16 protein-coding genes are annotated in these 18,232 nt (G+C 73.6%); 3 read left to right on the forward strand and 13 right to left on the reverse strand.

Annotated features, from left to right (window positions below; all coding sequences use genetic code 11):
- Positions 1–37 precede the first annotated feature (37 nt).
- From ACZ5DC_RS25680 to ACZ5DC_RS25705, 6 genes are all read right to left on the reverse strand, one after another.
- Positions 38–1,720 (reverse strand): FAD-dependent oxidoreductase, encoded by a 1,683-nt coding sequence (locus ACZ5DC_RS25680; protein WP_468656402.1) that lies wholly within the window; start codon positions 1,718–1,720, stop codon positions 38–40.
- 247 nt (positions 1,721–1,967) lie between these two features.
- Entirely contained in the window at positions 1,968–2,816 is an 849-nt protein-coding gene (locus ACZ5DC_RS25685; protein WP_468656404.1) for an alpha/beta fold hydrolase, read from the reverse strand.
- A 93-nt stretch (positions 2,817–2,909) separates the two neighbouring features.
- Complete coding sequence (locus tag ACZ5DC_RS25690; RefSeq protein WP_468656406.1) at positions 2,910–5,216, reverse strand: molybdopterin-dependent oxidoreductase; 2,307 nt, start codon at positions 5,214–5,216, stop codon at positions 2,910–2,912.
- A gap of 227 nt (positions 5,217–5,443) precedes the next feature.
- Entirely contained in the window at positions 5,444–6,184 is a 741-nt protein-coding gene (locus ACZ5DC_RS25695) for a helix-turn-helix transcriptional regulator (protein WP_468656408.1), read from the reverse strand.
- Between the two features lie 273 nt (positions 6,185–6,457).
- Positions 6,458–7,294, reverse strand: coding sequence for an alpha/beta fold hydrolase (locus ACZ5DC_RS25700; protein WP_468656410.1), 837 nt, complete (start codon positions 7,292–7,294; stop codon positions 6,458–6,460).
- 272 nt (positions 7,295–7,566) lie between these two features.
- Entirely contained in the window at positions 7,567–8,178 is a 612-nt protein-coding gene (locus ACZ5DC_RS25705; protein WP_468656412.1) for a hypothetical protein, read from the reverse strand.
- A gap of 159 nt (positions 8,179–8,337) precedes the next feature.
- Between ACZ5DC_RS25705 and ACZ5DC_RS25710 the strand changes: the two genes are divergently transcribed.
- Positions 8,338–8,973, forward strand: coding sequence for a TetR/AcrR family transcriptional regulator (locus ACZ5DC_RS25710; protein ID WP_468656414.1), 636 nt, complete (start codon positions 8,338–8,340; stop codon positions 8,971–8,973).
- Positions 8,974–9,028: 55 nt separating this feature from the next.
- Here the strand turns inward: ACZ5DC_RS25710 and ACZ5DC_RS25715 are convergent, their stop codons facing one another.
- The 4 genes from ACZ5DC_RS25715 to ACZ5DC_RS25730 form a co-directional block, all read right to left on the reverse strand.
- Positions 9,029–9,751: a dienelactone hydrolase family protein gene (locus ACZ5DC_RS25715; protein WP_468656416.1), complete on the reverse strand. Its 723-nt coding sequence runs from the start codon at positions 9,749–9,751 to the stop codon at positions 9,029–9,031.
- Between the two features lie 949 nt (positions 9,752–10,700).
- Entirely contained in the window at positions 10,701–10,865 is a 165-nt protein-coding gene (gene rpmG / locus ACZ5DC_RS25720) for a 50S ribosomal protein L33 (RefSeq protein ID WP_468656418.1), read from the reverse strand.
- A 93-nt stretch (positions 10,866–10,958) separates the two neighbouring features.
- Positions 10,959–12,488, reverse strand: a complete 1,530-nt coding sequence (locus tag ACZ5DC_RS25725) for an FAD-dependent monooxygenase (protein WP_468656420.1) — start codon at positions 12,486–12,488, stop codon at positions 10,959–10,961.
- Positions 12,489–12,635: 147 nt separating this feature from the next.
- Positions 12,636–13,487: an MBL fold metallo-hydrolase gene (locus ACZ5DC_RS25730; protein ID WP_468656422.1), complete on the reverse strand. Its 852-nt coding sequence runs from the start codon at positions 13,485–13,487 to the stop codon at positions 12,636–12,638.
- 280 nt (positions 13,488–13,767) lie between these two features.
- On the opposite strand from ACZ5DC_RS25730, the gene ACZ5DC_RS25735 reads away from it, so the two are divergent.
- The gene (locus ACZ5DC_RS25735) at positions 13,768–14,223 is read left to right on the forward strand and encodes an ATP-binding protein (RefSeq protein ID WP_468656424.1); all 456 of its coding nucleotides are present in this window, start codon (positions 13,768–13,770) and stop codon (positions 14,221–14,223) included.
- 23 nt (positions 14,224–14,246) lie between these two features.
- On the opposite strand, the gene ACZ5DC_RS25740 is transcribed toward ACZ5DC_RS25735, so the two are convergent.
- From ACZ5DC_RS25740 to ACZ5DC_RS25750, 3 genes are all read right to left on the reverse strand, one after another.
- Positions 14,247–14,558 carry a putative quinol monooxygenase gene (locus ACZ5DC_RS25740; protein ID WP_468656426.1) on the reverse strand — a complete coding sequence of 104 codons (312 nt, stop codon included), beginning with the start codon at positions 14,556–14,558 and terminating at the stop codon, positions 14,247–14,249.
- 257 nt (positions 14,559–14,815) lie between these two features.
- Complete coding sequence (locus ACZ5DC_RS25745) at positions 14,816–15,841, reverse strand: zinc-binding alcohol dehydrogenase family protein (RefSeq protein ID WP_468656428.1); 1,026 nt, start codon at positions 15,839–15,841, stop codon at positions 14,816–14,818.
- 82 nt (positions 15,842–15,923) lie between these two features.
- The gene (locus tag ACZ5DC_RS25750) at positions 15,924–16,727 is read right to left on the reverse strand and encodes a glycine betaine ABC transporter substrate-binding protein (RefSeq protein WP_468656430.1); all 804 of its coding nucleotides are present in this window, start codon (positions 16,725–16,727) and stop codon (positions 15,924–15,926) included.
- 174 nt (positions 16,728–16,901) lie between these two features.
- Between ACZ5DC_RS25750 and ACZ5DC_RS25755 the strand changes: the two genes are divergently transcribed.
- Positions 16,902–17,828, forward strand: a complete 927-nt coding sequence (locus tag ACZ5DC_RS25755; RefSeq protein ID WP_468656432.1) for a LysR family transcriptional regulator — start codon at positions 16,902–16,904, stop codon at positions 17,826–17,828.
- The last annotated feature ends 404 nt before the right edge of the window (positions 17,829–18,232 follow it).

Raw genomic sequence — 18,232 nt, forward strand, 5'->3', positions numbered from 1 at the left:
GGTCCGAGCTGATCTGCCGGCCAGGACGAGGCGAGGCTCACAGGGTCGCGAGGTACTGGTGGACCGAGCGGACCGCGCCGGCGCCGTCGCCGACCGCGGCGGCGACCCGCTTCATCGAGTCCAGACGCACGTCGCCCGCGGCGAACACGCCGGGCACGCTGGTCTCGTACGGCAGCGGCTCGCGCCCCAGTTCCTTCCAGCGCGGTCCGAGGTCCGCCACCGGCAACTGCCGGTCCGTCGGCACGAACCCGTCCGGGTCCAGCACCACTCCACCGAGCCAGGCCGTCGCCGGCCGGGCCCCGATGAAGCAGAACAGGCCCGCGCAGTCGACACGGCGTGTCCCGGCGCCCCCGTCCCGGGTGGTCAGGGACACCGCGTCCAGGTGCGGCCGGCCGTGCAGCGCCGTCACCTCGGTCCCGGTGAGCACGGTGATCCGCGGGTCGTTCACGATCCGTTCCACGAGGTACGCGGACATGCGGGCGCCCAGATCCCGTCCCCGTACCACCAAAGTGACCCCGGAGGCGTACCGGGCCAGGTGCAAGGCGGCCTGGCCCGCGGAGTTGGCGCCGCCGACCACCGCGACCGGCCGGCCGGCGACCGCCTGCGCCTCCAGGTCGGTGGCCGCGTAGTAGATGCCGCAGCCGGTCAGTTCCGCCCAGCCGTCGAGGGGGAGCGCCCGGTACTCCGCTCCGGTGGCGACGATCACCGCCCGCGTCTCGACGCGGGTTCCGTCCACCAGGGTCACGACGTGGCCGCGGCCCTCGGCGCCCAGCCCGGCGACACCGCATGGACTGGCGATGCGCACACCGAACTTCAGCGCCTGTACGGCGGCACGCGCGGTCAGGTCGGCTCCGCTCAGCCCGAAGGGGAAACCGAGGTAGTTCTCGATGCGCGCGCTCGTGGCGGCCTGGCCGCCGACGGCCACCCCGTCCAGCAGTACCGTCTCCAGACCCTCGGAGGCGCCGTACACCGCGGCCGTCAGCCCCGCCGGTCCGGCGCCCACGACGGTGAGGTCGGCCGAGCCGCGCCCGGTACCGCGGTAGGCGAGATTGAGCCGCTGGCTGAGCACGCCCGGTGTCACACGGGGCGTCGCCTCGCGCGAGGACAGTGCCGCGGGCAGGTCCTCCTCGGTGAGACCGGACGAGCGCATCGCCTCCCCGCCCTGCGGGGAGCCGCTGTCCAGCCACCGGTGCGGCACGCCCTGACGGTCCAGGAAGGTGCGCATGGCCAGGCCCTCGGCCGTGCCGGCGTCCCCGACGATCCGCAGCGTCTGCCGCGTCGCCTGGCGCAGCAGCCGGCGCCGCGCGAGGATCGCGCGCAGGAGCAGGTCGGAGAGTTCGGTCTCCTGGGCCATCAGCCGGCGGAAGGCCGCGGGCCGCACCCGGTGGACGGTGCCGCCGGAGGCGACGCGCACGGTCAGCCCGCGCCGCTGTCCGGTGAGCAGGTTGAGTTCGCCGGCGAACTGGCCGGGGCCGTGCGTCATGAAGACGTGCCCGTCACCGCCCTCCGAGGACGGGATGACCGCCTCCAGCGTCGCCGTCCCGCACAGGAAGAGGTCGACCGAGTCGTCCTCCACCTGGTACAGGACGTCTCCCGCCCGGACCTCCTCGCGGGTCGCGTACCGGGCGGCCAGTGCGAGCTGACCGTCGTCCAGCCGCACTCCGGCGGCGGTGGCGAGATCGTCGGGGCGATCACCGATCTCGGGGAATGAGGTTGCCATGCCCGAAGAATGCCACCGGGTCACACCGCCGGGCGACGGATCGCCCCGTGTGTGTGGCTCCGGCGACGCACATGTGCACGACAGGACAGTGTCGTTGCACGAACGGCCCCACACGTTGGGAGTGTGTGCGGTGGTGTGCGGGCATCGCCTGGTACGGCTCCGTCCTGCGGGCGCGTCGCGTCCCGGAGTACGACCCGTGGACCTCGCGCCCCCCTGGCCGCGCCCCGGCACTCATCGCGCCGTCGCCTCACCGCGCCGGTGCCGTGCTCGGTCCGCCGTCCCAGAAGCCCGTCATCGCCCGCGCCGTCGCCCGGGGGCGCCGCACGTGCGGTGCGTGCCCCGTGTCCGCAAGGACGGTGTGCCGGGCGTCCAGCCGGCGTGCCATGTCCGCGAGCAGGGCCGGCGCCCAGGTGCCGTCCCGGTCGCCGTGCACCACGTGCACCGGGAGCCCGCTCACCCCGGCCAGTTCCGCGGTCCGGTCGGGCTCTTCCAGCACGTTCCGTCCGGTGGCCAGCAGCTGGGTGCGGCTGGTGCGCAGCCAGCGCGCGCGACCCTCCTCGGCGCCGGGCGACGCGGCCCGCTCGGCACGCGGTCGCCGCAGGGCCTGCCACACCTGCTCCATCGTCATCGTGGTGAGCGCCCCGGTGAGCAGCTTCACCTCCGCTCCGCGCTGCTCCCCGACCCGCCCGGGCCCCGAGGACAGCAGCGTCAGGGACGCGAACGCCGAGGGTGCGGCGAGCGCGGCGCCCCGGGCGATCTGGCCGCCCGTGGAGTGGCCGGCCAGATGCGGTCGGGTGCCGAGCGCCTCGGCCAGTGCCACGACGTCCGCGCCGAGTTCCTCACGCCGGTACGCCGTCGCGTCATGGCCGCCGTCCGTCTCGTTCTGGCCGCGCGGGTCGACCGCGAAGGCCCGGTAGCCGGCCTCGGACAGCAGCGGCAGCAGCGGGAGGAAGTCCTCCTTGTCCTCGGCGTAACCCGGCAGCAGGAGCACCGTGCCCCGCGCGGCCGGCACCGGCTCGGCACAGAGGGCGGCGAATACGCCTCGACGGGTGCTCAGATCACGGCGGACGAGGGCAGGAAGGGATATGTATGTCACGCCGTACAGGCTATGTCGGTTTTGCCGGACTCGTCGCGCCGAAGCCGGACTTGAGACCCCGCGGCATGCCGGGCCCGTCGTCACCGCCGGCGGTCAGGTGTCCATCAGCGCGCGCACCCGGTCGCTGTCCCGCTGGGCGGTCTGCCGTTCCTCGGGCGTCGGCAGCTCCAGGCGTACCGGCATGTCCTTGTGGTGCGGCGTGCCGGCGATCGGGTCGCGGTCGGCGGCGTCGGTGAGCAGGTTGATCCGCGGGCCGTGGGTGACACGCTCACCGCGGCCGTCGGGGACCGACATGCCGAAACCGTGGGGCAGCGCCACCTGCCCGGCCCGCAGCGTCTCGTCGGCCTCGGCCCGCGCGACCAGGCGTCCGGTCCGCGACACCACGGCCACCCAGTCGCCCGGGGCGACACCGGCGGCGGACAGGTCCTCGGCGCGGGCGCGCAGGGCGCCCTCCGGGTCGGTCCTGCGCCAAGCGGGCGGGCGCAGGATCTGGTTGGCGTTGTGGCTGCGGCGCTGACCGTTGATCAGGGACAGCGGGAAGCCGGGGTCACGGCGGTCGGCGGCCGGGTCCAGGGACGTGAGCCAGCCGAGCAGTTCCGGCACGGCGAGCGTGACGCGTTCGCTGCGCATCAGGCTCCACACCTCGTCGTACTCGTGCGCGCTGAAGGCGAGACCGCTCGGCGACCGCAGGACGCGGTCGAAGAGTTCCTCGCCGAGCGCGGTCCCGGACGCCTCGGTGTCCAGCGCCCGTCGGACGGCGGGTCCCAGCCGGTGCGCGGCGGTGTGGCAGCCGGGCCACAGGACCGCCGCGGCGGCCGCGCCCTCGGGCAGCGTGCGGCCGAGCGTGCGGTACAGCAGCGCGGGGGCGATGCCCGGAGCCTCGCGCAGGGTGGCGGCGGCGTGCCGCAGCAGGTTCGGCCGGTCGGTGCGGGCCAGCTCCGTGAGCCGTTCGAGCTCCGCCCGGTCCGGCAGGGCGCCGAGTTCCTCCAGGAGCCGGGTGTAGATCTCGGCCTCCACCAGGGTGCCCGGCAGCGGGGCGAACAGCGGCCGGCGGAGCTGGAAGTAGTTCGTCGGCCACTCGAAGTCGAAGAACGTCCACTCCCACTTCTCGTGCTGCGAGGCCGCGGGCAGCACGTAGTCGGCCAGCGCGGCCGTCTCCGTGTAGGCGATGTCGACGACCACCGACAGCTCGCACTCCGTGAGGGCGCGCTCGACGGACGCCGTGTCCGCCGCGGTGTTGGCCGGGTTGGACGAGTCCACCCAGACGGCACGGGCCCGGTGCGGATGGTCGGCGAGGACCTCTTCGGCCAGGGTGTTCATGGGCAGGTACCCGCCGATGTACTCGAACCCGGTGATCTGCGAGCGCTCCCCGCGGGACTCCTTCCACAACGGGATCAGCCAGGAGTGCAGGGCGTTGGTGCCCGGCCGGCCGAAGTGCCCGGTGACCAGGTACAGCAGCTTCTCCAGGTAGCTGTTGAGCGTGGAGTTGCGCCCCTGCTGGACGCCCAGTTCGACGCGGACGGTCATCGCCCGGGCGGCCAGGATCAGCTCCACGGCCCGCTCCACCTCCGGCCGCTCCACCTCGGCGTGGGCGATCCACTCGTCCACGGGGATGCGCAGCAGGGCGTCGGCGACCTGTTCGTAGCCCTCGGTGTGCGCCCGCAGGAACGCCTCGTCCGCACCGCCGCGCCGCACGACGAGGGCGAGGATCGCCCCCAGCAGGTAGGCGTCGGTTCCGGGCCGCAACGGCAGGTGGACGTCGGCCACCTCCGCCGTCTCGGTGCGCCGCGGATCGATGACGATCATCTTCCGGCCGGGGTCGTTCTTGATGGCGTTCACCTCGGTGCGGGCACGGTTGAAGCCGTGCGCCAGCCACGGGTTGCAGCCGATGGCCACCAGCAGGTCGCACTCCTCGACGCCCTCGGACGTGTGGCAGACCTGCCCGCCGAACAGTTTGCCGTTGACCCAGAAGTCCCCGGTCTTCTCCTGTGACAGGGCGCCGAAGAAACGCGTGGAGTTCATCCAGCTCATCAGCGCGTTCCCGTACGCGCCACCGGAGTGGTTGCCCTGGCCCCCGCCGCCCACGTAGGCGAGCGCGCCCGGGCCCGACGGGTCGGTGGTGTCCCTGATGTCCCGCAGGCGTCCGGCGATCTCGGTCAGCGCGGTGTCCCAGTCCACGGGCTCGTGGCCGCCGTCGGGGCGGCGGCGCAGCGGTGTGGTGAGACGGTCCGGGTGGTCGCCGTACCACGTCAGCCGCTGCGCCTTCTGGCAGAGGTAGCCCCGGGTGCGCGGGTTCTCCTTGTCGCCGCGTACGCGGGTGATCGCACGCCCGTCGGTCGCGACCTCGAGACCGCAGTTGACGTAGCAGAGGCTGCACGCCGTCTTGTGCCAGTCGGTCATACGTGTTTCCCGCTTCCGCGCCGGCCCCGCACCGGGTCACGGTCCGCTCGGCGAGCGGCGACGTCCGGGTATCTGCGGGGTACACCTTCCGGACCACAGGGTTTCTTCACCGAACTCTCCTTGTCAAGGCGGTGACTTTGCGTGTTCCACCGTCACCCCGCCGGGTGTGCCGGGTGACCCCACAAGGTGTCGTCGGCCTCGACGGCCGTCCGTGCACGGTCCGGCCCTCACAGCGCGCCGTTGCGGATGGCGTAGGCCACCGCCTGCGTCCGGTTGCGCAGGCCCAGCCGGGTGATGACGTCGTGCAGCACGTTCTTGATCGTACGTTCCGAGTAGTTGAGGCGTCCCGCCACCTCGGCGGTGCTCAACCCCTCGGCCAGCAGCCGCAGGACGTCCACCTCCCGGGCGGACAGGTCGGACGGGCCCGGCTGGTGCCCGGGCAGCGAGCGCAGTCGCTCGACCAGGGCGCGCACCAGGGTGGGCGGCAGCGGCGACTCCCCCCGCAGAGCCCTGCGGCTCGCCCGCACGATGTCGGCGTGACCGACCTCGCCGCGCAGCAGCACCCCCACCACTCCGCGGTCGACCGCGTACCACAGGTGCCGCTCGCTGATCGAGTCCGCCACCAGCAGCACCGGCAGTCCCCGCCCCTGCTCCGATCCGGTCACCTCCTCGACACGCTGGAGCGTCGCCAGGGAGACCTTGTGCGCCAGCACCAGCGCCACGTCCGCACCGTGCCGGTCCTCCCAGGGCACCACGCGCACACCCGACGCCGCACGGAGGTAGGCCTGCGCGCCCTCCTCGGTGAGCATGTCGCTCGCCGTCACGGTGAGCGTCACCGGCCGGGCGTCCCGCTCCTCGCCCGCTCCGAGGGCCCTCGTCGCCGGCGCGTCCGGCACGGACGTCAGCCGGAACCGGCCGGCCGGACCCGGACGCTCCCGCACCGGTGCCTTCACGGCACTTCGTGTCATGTGTGATCACCGAGTTCCTGCGATGCGCGGTCGGGTCCCCGCCGGGAGCCGAAGCCCGGCCGCGGGAACACGTGGTACGGATGGGAAGCCACCGTGGGTGGCGAGATGGCCGACTGCCCGGCGTTCTCCTGGCGGGACGGCTTCGGTCGGGCGTGCACCGCTCGCTCTCCGGGCCCCCGGCGGGACCGTCCCTGCGCAGGCGTGACTCGGCGGTGTGCCCGGGTGGCCCGCACCGCCGGATCACGGGGTGGGCCACCGTGGCAGCGGCGGGGACTACTTGGCGAGGAAGGCGAGGAGGGCGTTGTTGACTTCTTCGGCGTGGGTCCAGAGCAGGCCGTGGGGGGCGCCGTCGATCTCGACGTAGTCGGCGTGGGGGAGGGCCTTGTGGAAGGGGCGGGCGGTGGAGTCGATGGGGAGGACGTTGTCGGCGGTGCCGTGGAGGATCAGGGCCGGGACGTCGATCCTGGGGATGTCGGCGCGGAAGTCGGTGGGCCAGGTGAGGGGTGCGGCCCAGGCGGCGTGGGCGCTGCCGCGGGTGGCGACGTTCCAGCTGTTGCGGACGGCCTCCTCGCTGATGCGGACGCCGAGGTTGTCGGCGAGGTTGTAGAAGTCGTCGTAGAAGGAGGTGTAGTAGGCGTAGCGGTCGTTCCGGGCGGTGTCGGAGACGCCCTGGAAGAAGGCCTGGTCGCCGGCGCCGGTGGGGTTGTCGTCGGTCTTGAGGAGGAAGGGTTCGAGGGAGGCGAGGAAGGCGGCCTTGGCGATGCGGGCGGAGCCGTAGGTGGCGAGGTAGCGGGCGACCTCGCCGGTGCCCATGGAGAAGCCGACGAGGGTGGCGCCGTGGAGGTCGAGGGTCTCGACGAGGGTGTTGAGGTCGGCGGCGAAGGTGTCGTAGTCGTAGCCGGTGGTGGGCTGGCTGGACTGGCCGAAGCCGCGGCGGTCGTAGGCGATGACGCGGTAGCCGGCTTCGAGGAGGGCGGTGGTCTGCTTCTCCCAGGAGTGGCCGTCGAGCGGGTAGCCGTGGATGAGGACGACGGGTCGTCCGGTGCCGTGGTCCTCGTAGTAGAGGTCGATGTCGGTGGTGTTCTCCTGGCCGACGGTGATGTAGGGCATGGTGTGGCCTTTCAGGTGTGGGCGGAGCGGGGGAACCGCGCCGCCGGGCGACGCACCCACCGTCTCCCGACAGCGGACACGGCCGAATCCGTCTAACGACTTAACTCCTGGGCCCGGGTGCACATCGCGGCCCGCGCGGCAGGCCGGCACACGTGGTCCGCCCCTCGCCGTGGCCCCGGGTGTCCGACGCCGCCGAGGGCGGACCCGCCTCCGTCGAAGGCTCGCCGGGGCCGTCGGCGGCGGCCCCACGCGGCCGGGGAACCTCCGGATGGTCAAATGACCGATGCGGCGGCCCGGCTGACCGTAGCCGCCGTCCCGCTACTGCCTGACGGTCTCCAGCCGGGCCGGTCCCCCCTGGCCCGCGCCGCCGGCGGCAGGAGCCGCACGTCGCCGAGCGCCGTCAGCTCCTCCGCCAGGTTCACCCGGCCGCCGGCCGGCCGCACCGGGACGGCGGTGCGCAGCAGCCGCAGGGCCGCCTCCATGACGGCGCGGGGCACGAACGTGGTTCCCCGGGTGTGATGCACGACCTGGAAGGTGCGCGGCACGTGTGCCCGGTCGTCCGCGGAGCGCGCCTGTCCGAAGCGGCGCCGCGCACCGGGCAGGCCGCCGAGGTGGCGCAGGGCGCCGGCCGGGCCGTGGTGGGCCCGCGCCATGTCCTCCCCGTCCTCGGCCTTGCCCGCCGCTCCCAGGGCGGCCCGCATGGCGGCGGCCCGGTCGTGCCACCATCCCGTGCCCCGCCAGATCACGTCGGACAGCCCCAGGGCCTCGGCCTGCTTGCCGTCCGAAGCCGGCGCCGGCGGCAGGCGCGCCGGCAGCGCCTCGTCCAGCGGATGGCGCTCCGCCGCCTGCCGCGACGGCCGACCGGTTCCAGGTCCGCCGCGCACCGCCCCTGCCGGAGGCCCAGGACGGTGGTGAACAGTCCGACGGAGCCCGTCGGGTCGCCCGCAGCGTCCGCCTGCCGAGCCTGATCGACCGGGGCCCGGAAGTTCAGCGGGTCGAGGCCGTCGGCATGACGGCGACGACCGCGACGATAGGCTCGGCCCATGGCCGCACCCGACACCGTCCCGCCCGCGCCGCCCCGCCGTACGCGCAACCCGGAACTGCACCGACGGGCCATTCTGGAGGCCGCCTCACAGGCCTTCGCCGAGCGCGGCTACCACCGGGCCACCCTGCGGGACATCGCCCGGCGCGCCGGCGTCACCCATGGCTCGGTGCTGCGCCATTTCGGCAGCAAGGAGAGCCTGTTCCTGGCGGCCGTCCCGGGCACCCGGGACGTCGACGCCCTGGCCGAGGACACCCGGGAGCCACTGCCGGCCCGTATCGCCCGCGGCTACGTGCACCGCATGGAGAGCGCCGACGGCAACGACACGTTCGTGGCACTGCTGCGCAGCGCAGCCGACGACACCGGCAGTGCCGCCGCCCTGTACGTGGCGATGCAGGAACGTACCGACGAGGTGTACCGCCGGCTCCTGGACGAGCACGACCTGCGGCACCGGCTGCCGTTCGTCGCCGCCTTGCTCGTCGGCGTCACGTTCAGCCGGTATGTCGTACGCGCCGGGGCGCTGGCGGAGATGACCGCGGAACAGCTCACCGCGGACCTCACCGCCTCCCTCGAAGCCCTGCTCCACGGGGATGCGGGCGCCGAGGACGCGCCCGTCGGGCGGGGCCGGGGACGGTGACGGCCGGTCCGTGCCGCCGCTGTCGCCCGCCCGCCCGCCCGCCGGACGGCCCGCCTTACCTCAGGTGCCGGTCGAAGAACCGGCAGCCGTCCTCCAGCTCGAACCACGGAGTGCCGGTGTGCCCGCCCAGGTTGGCGTGCAGCGTCTTCTCCCTGCTGCCGAAGGCGTCGAACAGGTCCAGGGCCCGTTGCCGGGGGTTCCCTTCGTCGTCCCACTGAAGCAGGAACAGCAGCGGAACGGTGACCTGCCGGGCCTCCTCCCGCTGGGCACGGGGCACGTACCCCCCGGCGAAGAAACCGGCGGCCGCGATGCGCGGCTCGGCCACCGCCAGCCGGATGCCGAGGGCGGTCCAGCCCCCGGAGTAGCCGACCGGGCCGTCGACGCCGGGCAGTTCGAGGAGGGCGTCCAGAGTGGTCCGCCACTCCGGGACCGCGGTGTCGACCAGCGGGCCGATGAGGGACTCGAAGATCTCGTCGACCGGCTCGCCGGCCCGCATCGCCCGCCGGAGGTCGGCACGGGCCCGCTCGGCGGCGGCGGAACGGGGACGGTCACCGCACCCGGCGGCGTCGATGGTGGCCACCGCGTAGCCGCGCGCGGCGGTGTAGCGGGCCCGGGCCACCAGCCGGGGGTCCGCCTTGGGCAGGCCGTTGTTGTGGGCCATCAGTACCAGCGGGGCCGGTGCGGAGCCAGGCGTCCACAGAGTGCCCGGGATCTGACCGAGGAGGAATTCGCGCTCGAGGACGCCGTCTTCGAGGCGCTGTTCGGAAGTGAAGTGCACGGTCGTGCCTTTCGGGAGTGCGCTGGAACGGCGCTCCCGGACGACCTACCGCCCGACCGTGACCCCGGAGGGGAGCACCCATGTCGATACGTTCACGGGTACCACCTCCTCGTTCTCTCGCACGGCCTAGCGGAGACTAGCAAGGCTCTCCGTGGCCCGCCAACGGGTTTTTGCCGCCGCGGCCGTGGCTGCGGGTTCGGCGGCCCCGGCCGACGCGGAGCCGTTCCGTCCCCGCGGTGCGGCGGCCTCGGACGCCCGGGCGCGGCGGGCGGCCGGTCCGGCATCCGGGGACACGCCGGACCGGCCACTCCGCCTGCCGGTCCACGGCGGGACACGCCCGGACCGGCCCCACGAGCGTGGCAGCGGCCGGCACCGGCTCACAAGACCGACGCGGCCGGCCTGCCCTCCCGGCCCGCATCCGGTGACCTGTCAGGCAACGCCGGGCCCGGTGACCGGCCGGCCAGGGCACGGCCCGTGCCGCCGCGGGCACCCTGTCGCGCAGCGACGTCATCAGGTTCACGAACCCCACCAGCGGCGCCGCCGCGGCCGACAGCCCGGTGGGCGTGGCGGTGTCGAAGCCGAGCCCCAGGAGCAGGCCGTGGGGGAACAGGTGCCAGGGGCGCGTCGTCGACGAGGTGAGACGGCGCAGCAGGCATCGATCACACGGCTCACGGCTCACGGCTCACGGCTCCGTGCGGGCGGGTGTGCGCCGGTACGGGAACGGCCCGGCATCGCGGGTGCGGTGCCGGGCCGTGGAGGCGTGGCGTCGGAGACGGTCGGTGGCGGTCGGTGGTGGTACGGCCGTAGCGGCGCCGGAAGCGTTCCGCCCGGCCGGCGGCGTCCGCGACGCGCGCGGTGCCGGCGCGGGAGGCTTCCAGCCGCCCACCCGCTCCACCGTCGACACCCACCGCACGGCCGAGCGCACGGCCGAGTGGGAGGACGCGCGGGGTCAGCGCTCCTCGCGGAAGAGGACGTGCGCGCCGGCCACCGGGTCGTACTTGCGCAGGACCATCCGGTCGGGGTCGTTCAGACGGTTCTTGCGGGTCACGTAGGTGACGCCGGTGCCGGCCGTCGACTTCAGCTTGACGACGGGGCGTGTGGTGCTGCGTGCCATGAGGGACTCCTTCCGCCGACCGCCCGAGCCCGTTGACTCGAACATGTCAGACGGTTCTCTCAACACCGTCACCCCGTGACGCATTCCCGGCCCTCACCGCCCCCCGCGGGCCCCGATCGCGCCCGCTCGGAACCGCGCGGGCAGAGCGTCCAGGGCCTTGACCGTCTCACCGGCGAAGTCGGCGGTGGCGGCGGGCCGTTCGGTCGCCCACCACACGTGTCCGTCGGGCCGCAGCAGTGCCGCCGTCACGCCGGCCCAGTGGTCCCCGCCGGTGGTGGAGAGCCGGCTGCGGTGCACCGCGACGCCGGCCGCCGCCGCCCGTTCGGCCACCTCGCCGGGGACCGGGGTGTCGCCCATGGCCAGCAGCACCGGACGGCCGTCGTGCAGCAGCGGGAGGACGCCCAGGCCCTCGGGGTCGTAGGCCCGGACGCCGGTGAGGGGGTGGGCGCCCGCGTCGGCCGGCGGGTAGGCCGTGTCGAGACCTGACAGCTTGCCCGCCAGCATCCTAGAGAAGTGCGGATCGTCGGCGATCGCGTCGCTCAGCAGGGACCGCAGTGCGGTGACGTCCGGGGTGAGACCCGTGATCAGCGCGCTCTGCGCCAGCGTGTGCTCCGCCAGCTCCTCACCCACCGCGTGCCGTTCCGCGTGGTAGGTGTCGAGCAATTCCGAGCCGGCCCTGCCCTGTGCGACGGCGGCCAGTTTCCAGCCGAGGTTCATGGCGTCCTGGAGCCCGACGTTGAGCCCGACCCCGCCCGCGGGGAAGTGGCTGTGCGCGGCGTCCCCGGCCAGCAGCACCCGGCCGGCGCGGTAGGACGCGGCCAGGCGCGTGGCGTTGCCGAACCGGGTCAGCCAGGACGGGTCGCGCATGCCGAAGTCGGTGCCGGCGATGCGCCGTGCGGCGTCCCGGAGTTCGTCCAACGTGAGCGGATCGCGGCGCTGGTTGAGCGGGTCGTACCCGGTGACGCGGTACCCGCCGCCGGGCAGCGGCACCACCAGGAGGCGACCGGCCTCGTTCAGGGCCTGGAACCCGGCCGGCGGCGGACTGTCCAGCACGACCTCGCCGAGGTACCCGTACGCGGAGGTGTCCGACCCCGGGAAGTCGACGCCCGCCTGCCGGCGCACGGTGCTGCGGGTGCCGTCGGCGCCGACGACGTACTCGGCCACGACCTCGTAGGTGCCGGCGGGGCCCCGGACCCGGAGGGTGACGGACGTGTCGTCCTGGGTCAGGGAGACCACCTCGTGACCCCGCCGGACCTCCGCGCCCGACTCGACCGCGTACCGCTCCAGCAGTTCCTCGGTGGCCGACTGCGGGAAGGCCAGCATGAACGGGAAGGGCGTGGGCAGCGCCCGGAAGTCCAGACGGTTGTCCAGCATGCCGAAGTGCCAGTTCGGCAGGGGCCGGCCGCCGGCCAGGAACGCCTCGTGACGTCCGCGCATGGCCAGCACCTCGATCGTGCGGGGATGCACACCGAGGGCCTTGGAGTGCGGACTGCGGTGCTCCCCCTGCTCCAGGACGAGGGGGCGTACGCCCGCGAGGGCCAGTTCGTGAGCGGTCCACAGGCCGACGGGACCGCCGCCGACGACGACCACCCGGTGCCGCGCGGGCTCCCTGTCTTCGGACATGCCGTCTCAGCTCCTGACGAGTAGGTGCGCCGTCGGGCCTTAATGACCAGGCGGTCACTAGGGATGGTACGACGTGGGAGCCTTAATGACCAGGCGGTCATTAAGGCTCCCGCGCACGGGTACCGGGACGACGGCGGTCCCGTCGGCTCACTCCGCCCAGCGCCCCACCGCGGTCAGCCAGGCGATGCCCGGGTTCAGCCACGCCGGGAACCTCTGCGTCATCGCCGCGAAGTACTCGGCCCGGCCGGTGGCACCGGTGAAGACCTCCGCGGCCGCGCGCAGGTAGTCGCGGGTGTCGTCGATGACGGACGCCGGGTCGTCGCGCTCGGGATTCTTGTGCCCGGCCACGACGGTGGCCGGGTCGAGGGCGGCCACGGCGTCGATCGCGCCGAGCCAGCTGTCGATGCCGTCGGCGCCGGCCTCGGAGAGGTACTGGTGCACCTGGTTGTAGATGACGTCGCCACCGACGACCAGGTCCAGGGACGGCACGTGCAGGAACGTCGTGTGATCGGTGTCGGTGTGCCCGGCGGCGTGCGGCACGAGCGGCTGCCCGTCCACCTCCAGGCCGCCTTCCGGGACGGCCTCGGCGATGACCGGGGTGTCGCCGATCAGACCGGGGAACGCCGCTCCCCAGAACGGGTCCGGCCGGCCGCCGGGAGTGGTGCGCTCCATCTCCGCGATCGTCTCGGCCGTGGCCCACACCTTCAGGTCCGGGAACCGCTCGCGCACGGGCGCCGTCGCGTACCAGTGGTCGCCGTGCGCGTGCGTGACGTAGACGCCGGTGATCGTACGCCCGAAACCGGCGGCCCAGTCGGCGACGGCGACCCCCTGCTCCGTGGTCAGTCCCGGGTCCACCAGGACGGCCTCGCGGGGGCCGTAGACGAGGGTCGTGGACAGCGGGGACCACAGCAGCGGGCCACCGTCCGGCCGGGGCGGCAGGGCGCCCGGCGCCAGCGGCTGCATCGGACTGACGTGTACGGCATGGGCCAAGGACGTCATCGTCGTTCCTCTCACCTGTTTCGCGGATGGAGGGGAACGGGCGCTACCGCGTCCCCTCCGTGCGGGTCGTCCACGACCCGCCGCCGCTCATCCTGCTGCCCCCAGGTGTGTGCGGGGCCGCGGAGGAACCGGTACGGGCCGTTGGGGCAGCTCTTCTGCCTCACCTCACGCGTCCCTCACGCGTGTAGGCCAACTCATGCGGCGGACGAGTTAGTTGGAATATCAAACTTGATGGCTCCGTTGGTCCGAACAGCGACTCTGGCGTGGGAGGACACCGATCGTGAACAGAACACTCAGTCCCGACCGGGAAGGTGTGCCGGTGGAGGTGCGACCTTCTGCGGGCGCCTGCCGGGTGATCAGCCTCGCCGGTTCCGGCCGGGCGGAGCAGCGGGCCAGGGAGGCGGTGCGGACCACCTGCTCGGAGTTCCTCGGAGCGAGGTTGCCGGACGCGCTCCTCGTCGTCACCGAGCTGGTGGCGAACGCGGTCTCGCACACGGCCGGTGTCCGGGGCCTGATGCTCCATCACGACCGGAACACCACGTCGCTGACGGTCTTCGACCGGGGCGGGACGGCGAACTGGCCGCACGCGACGGAGGCGGACCCCCTGGCCGAGTCCGGCCGGGGCCTGCACCTCGTCAACGCCCTCGCCGACTCCTGGCACGCCCGCCCGGCACTCGACGGCAAGGCGGTCACCGCCGTCTTCCGCACCGGCACCCGGGCGGCGGACTCGGACTGACCGGGCAGGGCCGCCGTCCGCCTCTACACCGCCAGTTCGGTCAGCCGATCGATCTGGATGCCGCCCACCGTCAGCGTCTCCGCGAGCTCCGCGAACCGCCGCAGGTGGTCGCTGCCCGCGTGGGCGCGCAGGTGCTCCTCGCTCTGCCACACCTCGTGCATCACCAGCAGCCCGGGGTCGTCCAGGCCCTGGTGCGGCACATACGTGAGGCAACCGTCCTCCTGCCGGGTGGCGGCCACCAGGGCGGGCAGCGCGTCCCGCAGTTCCTGCTCCTTGCCGGGACGCGCCCGCATGCGCGCGACGAGGACGATGGGTGCGTTTTCGGGGTGGGTCATGGGTTTCTCCGTACGTCGTCGGGGTGGCCCTGGAAGGGGCCGGGGGGAGAGGCGGCCGTGGACGCCCGCGTGGGCCCCGCACGGCCGGATGTGTCCGCGGGGGCCGCCGCACGGACGGCCGCTGTCCGTCACAACTGTCGTCGCCGTGGATGCGCCGGACCGGTGGTCGCCGGTGCCGCTGCCCGTTGACGCACGTCATCGGCGCCCGCGGGCAGTGTTGCGGCTCCCGTCCGGCCGGCGGCCGGTGGCGGGCGGGTTCAGAAGCCGGTGAGGGTGATCTTGCCGATGGCGGTGCCGGACTCCATGACGCGGTGCGCCTCGCGGAGGTTCGCCGCGTCGATCCTGCCGAGGTCCTTCACGGCGGTGGTGGTGAGGACGCCCGCGTCCACCAGGCGGGCGATCTGGGTCAGGATGTGCCGCTGCCGGTCCAGGTCGGGTGTCCGGAACAGGGAGCGGGTGAACATGAACTCCCAGTGGTAGGAGATGCTCTTGGCCTTCAGCACCCCGATGGGCAGGGAGTCGAAGTCGTCGATGGCGACGATCCTGCCGAAGGGCCGCAGCGCCTCGGCGTAGGCGCCGAGGTTGCCGTCGGTGTTGGCGGTGCTGAACACGTGTGTCAGGCCGTCCGGGGCCACCTCGGCGATCTGGGGAACCAGGGGCTGGCGGTGATCGACGACGTGCCGCACACCCATGCGGGTGGCGAACTCGACGGTCTCCGGACGGGAGGCGGTGCCGATGACGGTCAGGCTGGTCAGGGCGCGGGCCAGCTGGGCCGTGATGGCGCCGACGCCCCCGGCCGCGGCGGTGATCAGCAGGGCGCCCTCCCGGTGCAGTCCGCCGTTCTCCAGGCCGAGGTGCTCGAACAGGCCCTCCCAGGCGGTCAGCGAGGTCAGCGGCAGGGCCGCGGCTTCCGTGAAGGACAACGTGGCGGGCTTGAGGGCCGCGATGCGCTCGTCGACCGTGTGGTACTCGGCGTTCGCGCCGGCCCGGTCCAGGGCGCCGGCGTAGTACACCTCGTCGCCCGCCTTGAACGTCCCGACCTTCTCGCCGACCGCGACGACCGTGCCCGCGGCGTCCCAGCCGAGCACCTTGATCGCGCCGCCCGGGTCGTTGCTCTGCCGGATCTTGTGGTCGACGGGGTTGACCGCGACGGCCTCGACCTTCACCAGCAGGTCGTGCGGGCCGGGCTCGGGGACGGGCAGTTCCACGTCGACCAGGCTCTCCGGGTCGCCGACGGGGAGGCTCTTGCGGTAACCGACGGCCCGCATGGTGGTCTTGTTCATGGGTCGATCTTCGCTTTCCGTGTGCTGCTCGAAGGGGTAAGGGGGTGTGTACGGGCGCGCCGCCGCGTCCTCGCGGGAGGGGTCACGGCGTCAGGGCGTGGCCGTGCTTCGCGAGGTAGCGGTCGGCGGCCCGCAACGGGGTGAGGCCGTCCACGTTGATCAGGGTGTCGATCTCCTCGACACCGTCGTTGCCCAGATGCAGGCTGTCCAGCCGGGCGACCGCGTCGGGGTGCAGGTGGTCCAGCGCGTCGAGCCGGACGACCGCGCTGGCGTCGTCCACGGTGCCCAGCAGGCCCTTGGGCTCCTGGAGGGGGCGCAGGCCGTAGAGGCGGTTGAGGTACTGCGGGCGCCACAGCGGGACGACGAACCACTCCCGCGCGGCGACCCCGCGCTCCACCCGGGACAGGAAGTTGGACTCGGCGCCCGGAGCGAAGGAGTAGCCGAGCTCGCGCAGACCGTAGGCGTCCACCATCCGGGCGGAGAAGCGGCTGATGCCCGCGCCCGGGTTGATGCCGTCGATGGTCTTCGTCATCCGCCCGGCCACCTCCCGCCGCGTCAGGTCGGCGACCTCCCGCACCGCGTCCTCGGGGACGTAGGGCGGCACCGCCCACACGCAGTACGGCCGGTAGTGCGGCGCCAGCACCCGGACCCGGTCCCGGTAGCGGGAGAGGTACGTGTCGTGGCTGGAGGGCAGCCACGCGGAGACCAGGACGTCGACGCCGCCCTCCTCCTGGAGCCGGAACAACTGCTCGTGCGGTGCCTCCACGCTGTTCACCCGGTGTCCGTGGGCCTCCAGGACGCGGCGCGTGACCGCGGCGGCGGCACGGTGGAACGACAGGGCGACGTTGCCCACGGTGACGGTCGGCTCCGAGCGGGAGGGTGACATGGGGACTCCTTGGACATGTGCGCCTGAGCTGCGGAAACTCCGCCATGTATGACCGGGCGTGCGGAGTCGTCCGGCCCCTTCGGGCCGTCCGTCCCCCGGGCACGCGTTCATCGTGCTCCCGCGTCCGCCCATAAGTCCAAGAACTCTTCCGCATTCTTTCTATAAGCTGAGCACATGCCGACGCTGCGACAGCTTGAGTACCTGGTGGCCATCGTGGACGAGGGATCGTTCACCCGCGCCGCCGAAAGCCTCAACGTCACCCAGCCCGGACTCTCCCACCAGTTCCAGGCGCTGGAACGGGAGGTCGGCGGGCCGCTGCTGGAACGGCTGCCGCGCGGCGTGCGGCTCACCCCGGCCGGCCGGTCGATGCTGCCCCACGCCCGGGCCGCACTGGCCGAGGCCGGCCGGGCCACCGTCTCCGCCCGCCGCGCCGCCGGCGTCTCCACCGGCGAGCTGCACCTGGCCACGCTCTACTCGGTCAGCGCGGGCGTGCTGCCCACGGTCCTGGGGCTGTGGCGCCGCGAACACCCCGGTGTGCGCATCCGGTTGTTCGAACACCGGCGGAGCGACGAGTTGGCGCAGGCCATGACCGCGGGCCAGGCCGACGTCGCCGTGGGACCGCTGCCGGAGGACTGGGAGGGCACCGCCCGGCACATCGGCGCCGAGCAGTTCCTGGTCGTCACCCGCTCCGACGACCCGCTGGCCCTCTCCGACCGCGCGCCGGACGTCCGGCTGGCCGACCTCGCCGAGCGGGAGTGGGTGCACTTCACCCCCGACAGCGGCCTGTCCGACATCCTGGAACGGGCCTGCGGCGCCGCCGGATTCCGGCCCCGGGTCGCGGTACGCACCGAACAGGCCGCGTCGGCCATCGGGTACGCGGCGGCCGGGCTCGGTCCCACACTCGTGCCCGCCAACACCATCCCGCCGCACTTCGCCGGAGCGTTCCTGCGTCCCGACCCGCCCCTGCGCCGGCAACTGACCGGATACACCCGCACCAGCCCGGACCCGGTGACCTCGTCCTTCCTGGAGACCCTCGGGGAACACGCGCCGCTGATGCCCGCGCACGTGGCCAGACGCCTGCGCAAGGGGGGAAGCCGGTAGCGCGGACGGACACCGGCGGTCACTCGTGCCCACCGGCCGGCGTACGCGCGCTCTCCCGGCTTCCTGTGGACCGTCGGGTGCTGCGGACCGCGTCTCGGTCACCTCCGCCCGGGCGCGCCGGCTGATGTCCGGCCGTGCTCGATCAGCGGGCGGAGGTCCCGCTGATTGCCCCGAGGCGGGCGGCGGCGGTCTCGCCGTCCGGCCGGCGGGTGGCAGGCACCGGCCGCTTGCCGCTTGCCGCTGCCTGCGCCCGCGTCTGCGTGCGGGCGGAAGCCGGTGGTGCCCGCACCCGTCCCGGCTTCTTGAGGGCCGTCAGGTGCTGCGGACCGCGTCGCCCAGATCCGTGCGGGCGCGCCGGCTGATGCCCCGGCCCGGATGTTCGGCCGTACTGGACCAGCGGGCGG

The organism is Streptomyces sp. NPDC031445, from assembly GCF_055581365.1.

What these genes read in the sequence shown, in the direction of transcription:
- ACZ5DC_RS25680 (WP_468656402.1), bottom strand. Translation starts at nt 1,720, where the DNA reads ATGGCAACCTCATTCCCCGAGATCGGTGATCGCCCCGACGATCTCGCC.
- ACZ5DC_RS25690 (WP_468656406.1), bottom strand. Translation starts at nt 5,216, where the DNA reads ATGACCGACTGGCACAAGACGGCGTGCAGCCTCTGCTACGTCAACTGC.
- ACZ5DC_RS25695 (WP_468656408.1), bottom strand. Translation starts at nt 6,184, where the DNA reads ATGACACGAAGTGCCGTGAAGGCACCGGTGCGGGAGCGTCCGGGTCCG.
- ACZ5DC_RS25700 (WP_468656410.1), bottom strand. Translation starts at nt 7,294, where the DNA reads ATGCCCTACATCACCGTCGGCCAGGAGAACACCACCGACATCGACCTC.
- ACZ5DC_RS25710 (WP_468656414.1), top strand. Translation starts at nt 8,338, where the DNA reads ATGGCCGCACCCGACACCGTCCCGCCCGCGCCGCCCCGCCGTACGCGC.
- rpmG (WP_468656418.1), bottom strand. Translation starts at nt 10,865, where the DNA reads ATGGCACGCAGCACCACACGCCCCGTCGTCAAGCTGAAGTCGACGGCC.
- ACZ5DC_RS25725 (WP_468656420.1), bottom strand. Translation starts at nt 12,488, where the DNA reads ATGTCCGAAGACAGGGAGCCCGCGCGGCACCGGGTGGTCGTCGTCGGC.
- ACZ5DC_RS25730 (WP_468656422.1), bottom strand. Translation starts at nt 13,487, where the DNA reads ATGACGTCCTTGGCCCATGCCGTACACGTCAGTCCGATGCAGCCGCTG.
- ACZ5DC_RS25740 (WP_468656426.1), bottom strand. Translation starts at nt 14,558, where the DNA reads ATGACCCACCCCGAAAACGCACCCATCGTCCTCGTCGCGCGCATGCGG.
- ACZ5DC_RS25745 (WP_468656428.1), bottom strand. Translation starts at nt 15,841, where the DNA reads ATGAACAAGACCACCATGCGGGCCGTCGGTTACCGCAAGAGCCTCCCC.
- ACZ5DC_RS25750 (WP_468656430.1), bottom strand. Translation starts at nt 16,727, where the DNA reads ATGTCACCCTCCCGCTCGGAGCCGACCGTCACCGTGGGCAACGTCGCC.
- ACZ5DC_RS25755 (WP_468656432.1), top strand. Translation starts at nt 16,902, where the DNA reads ATGCCGACGCTGCGACAGCTTGAGTACCTGGTGGCCATCGTGGACGAG.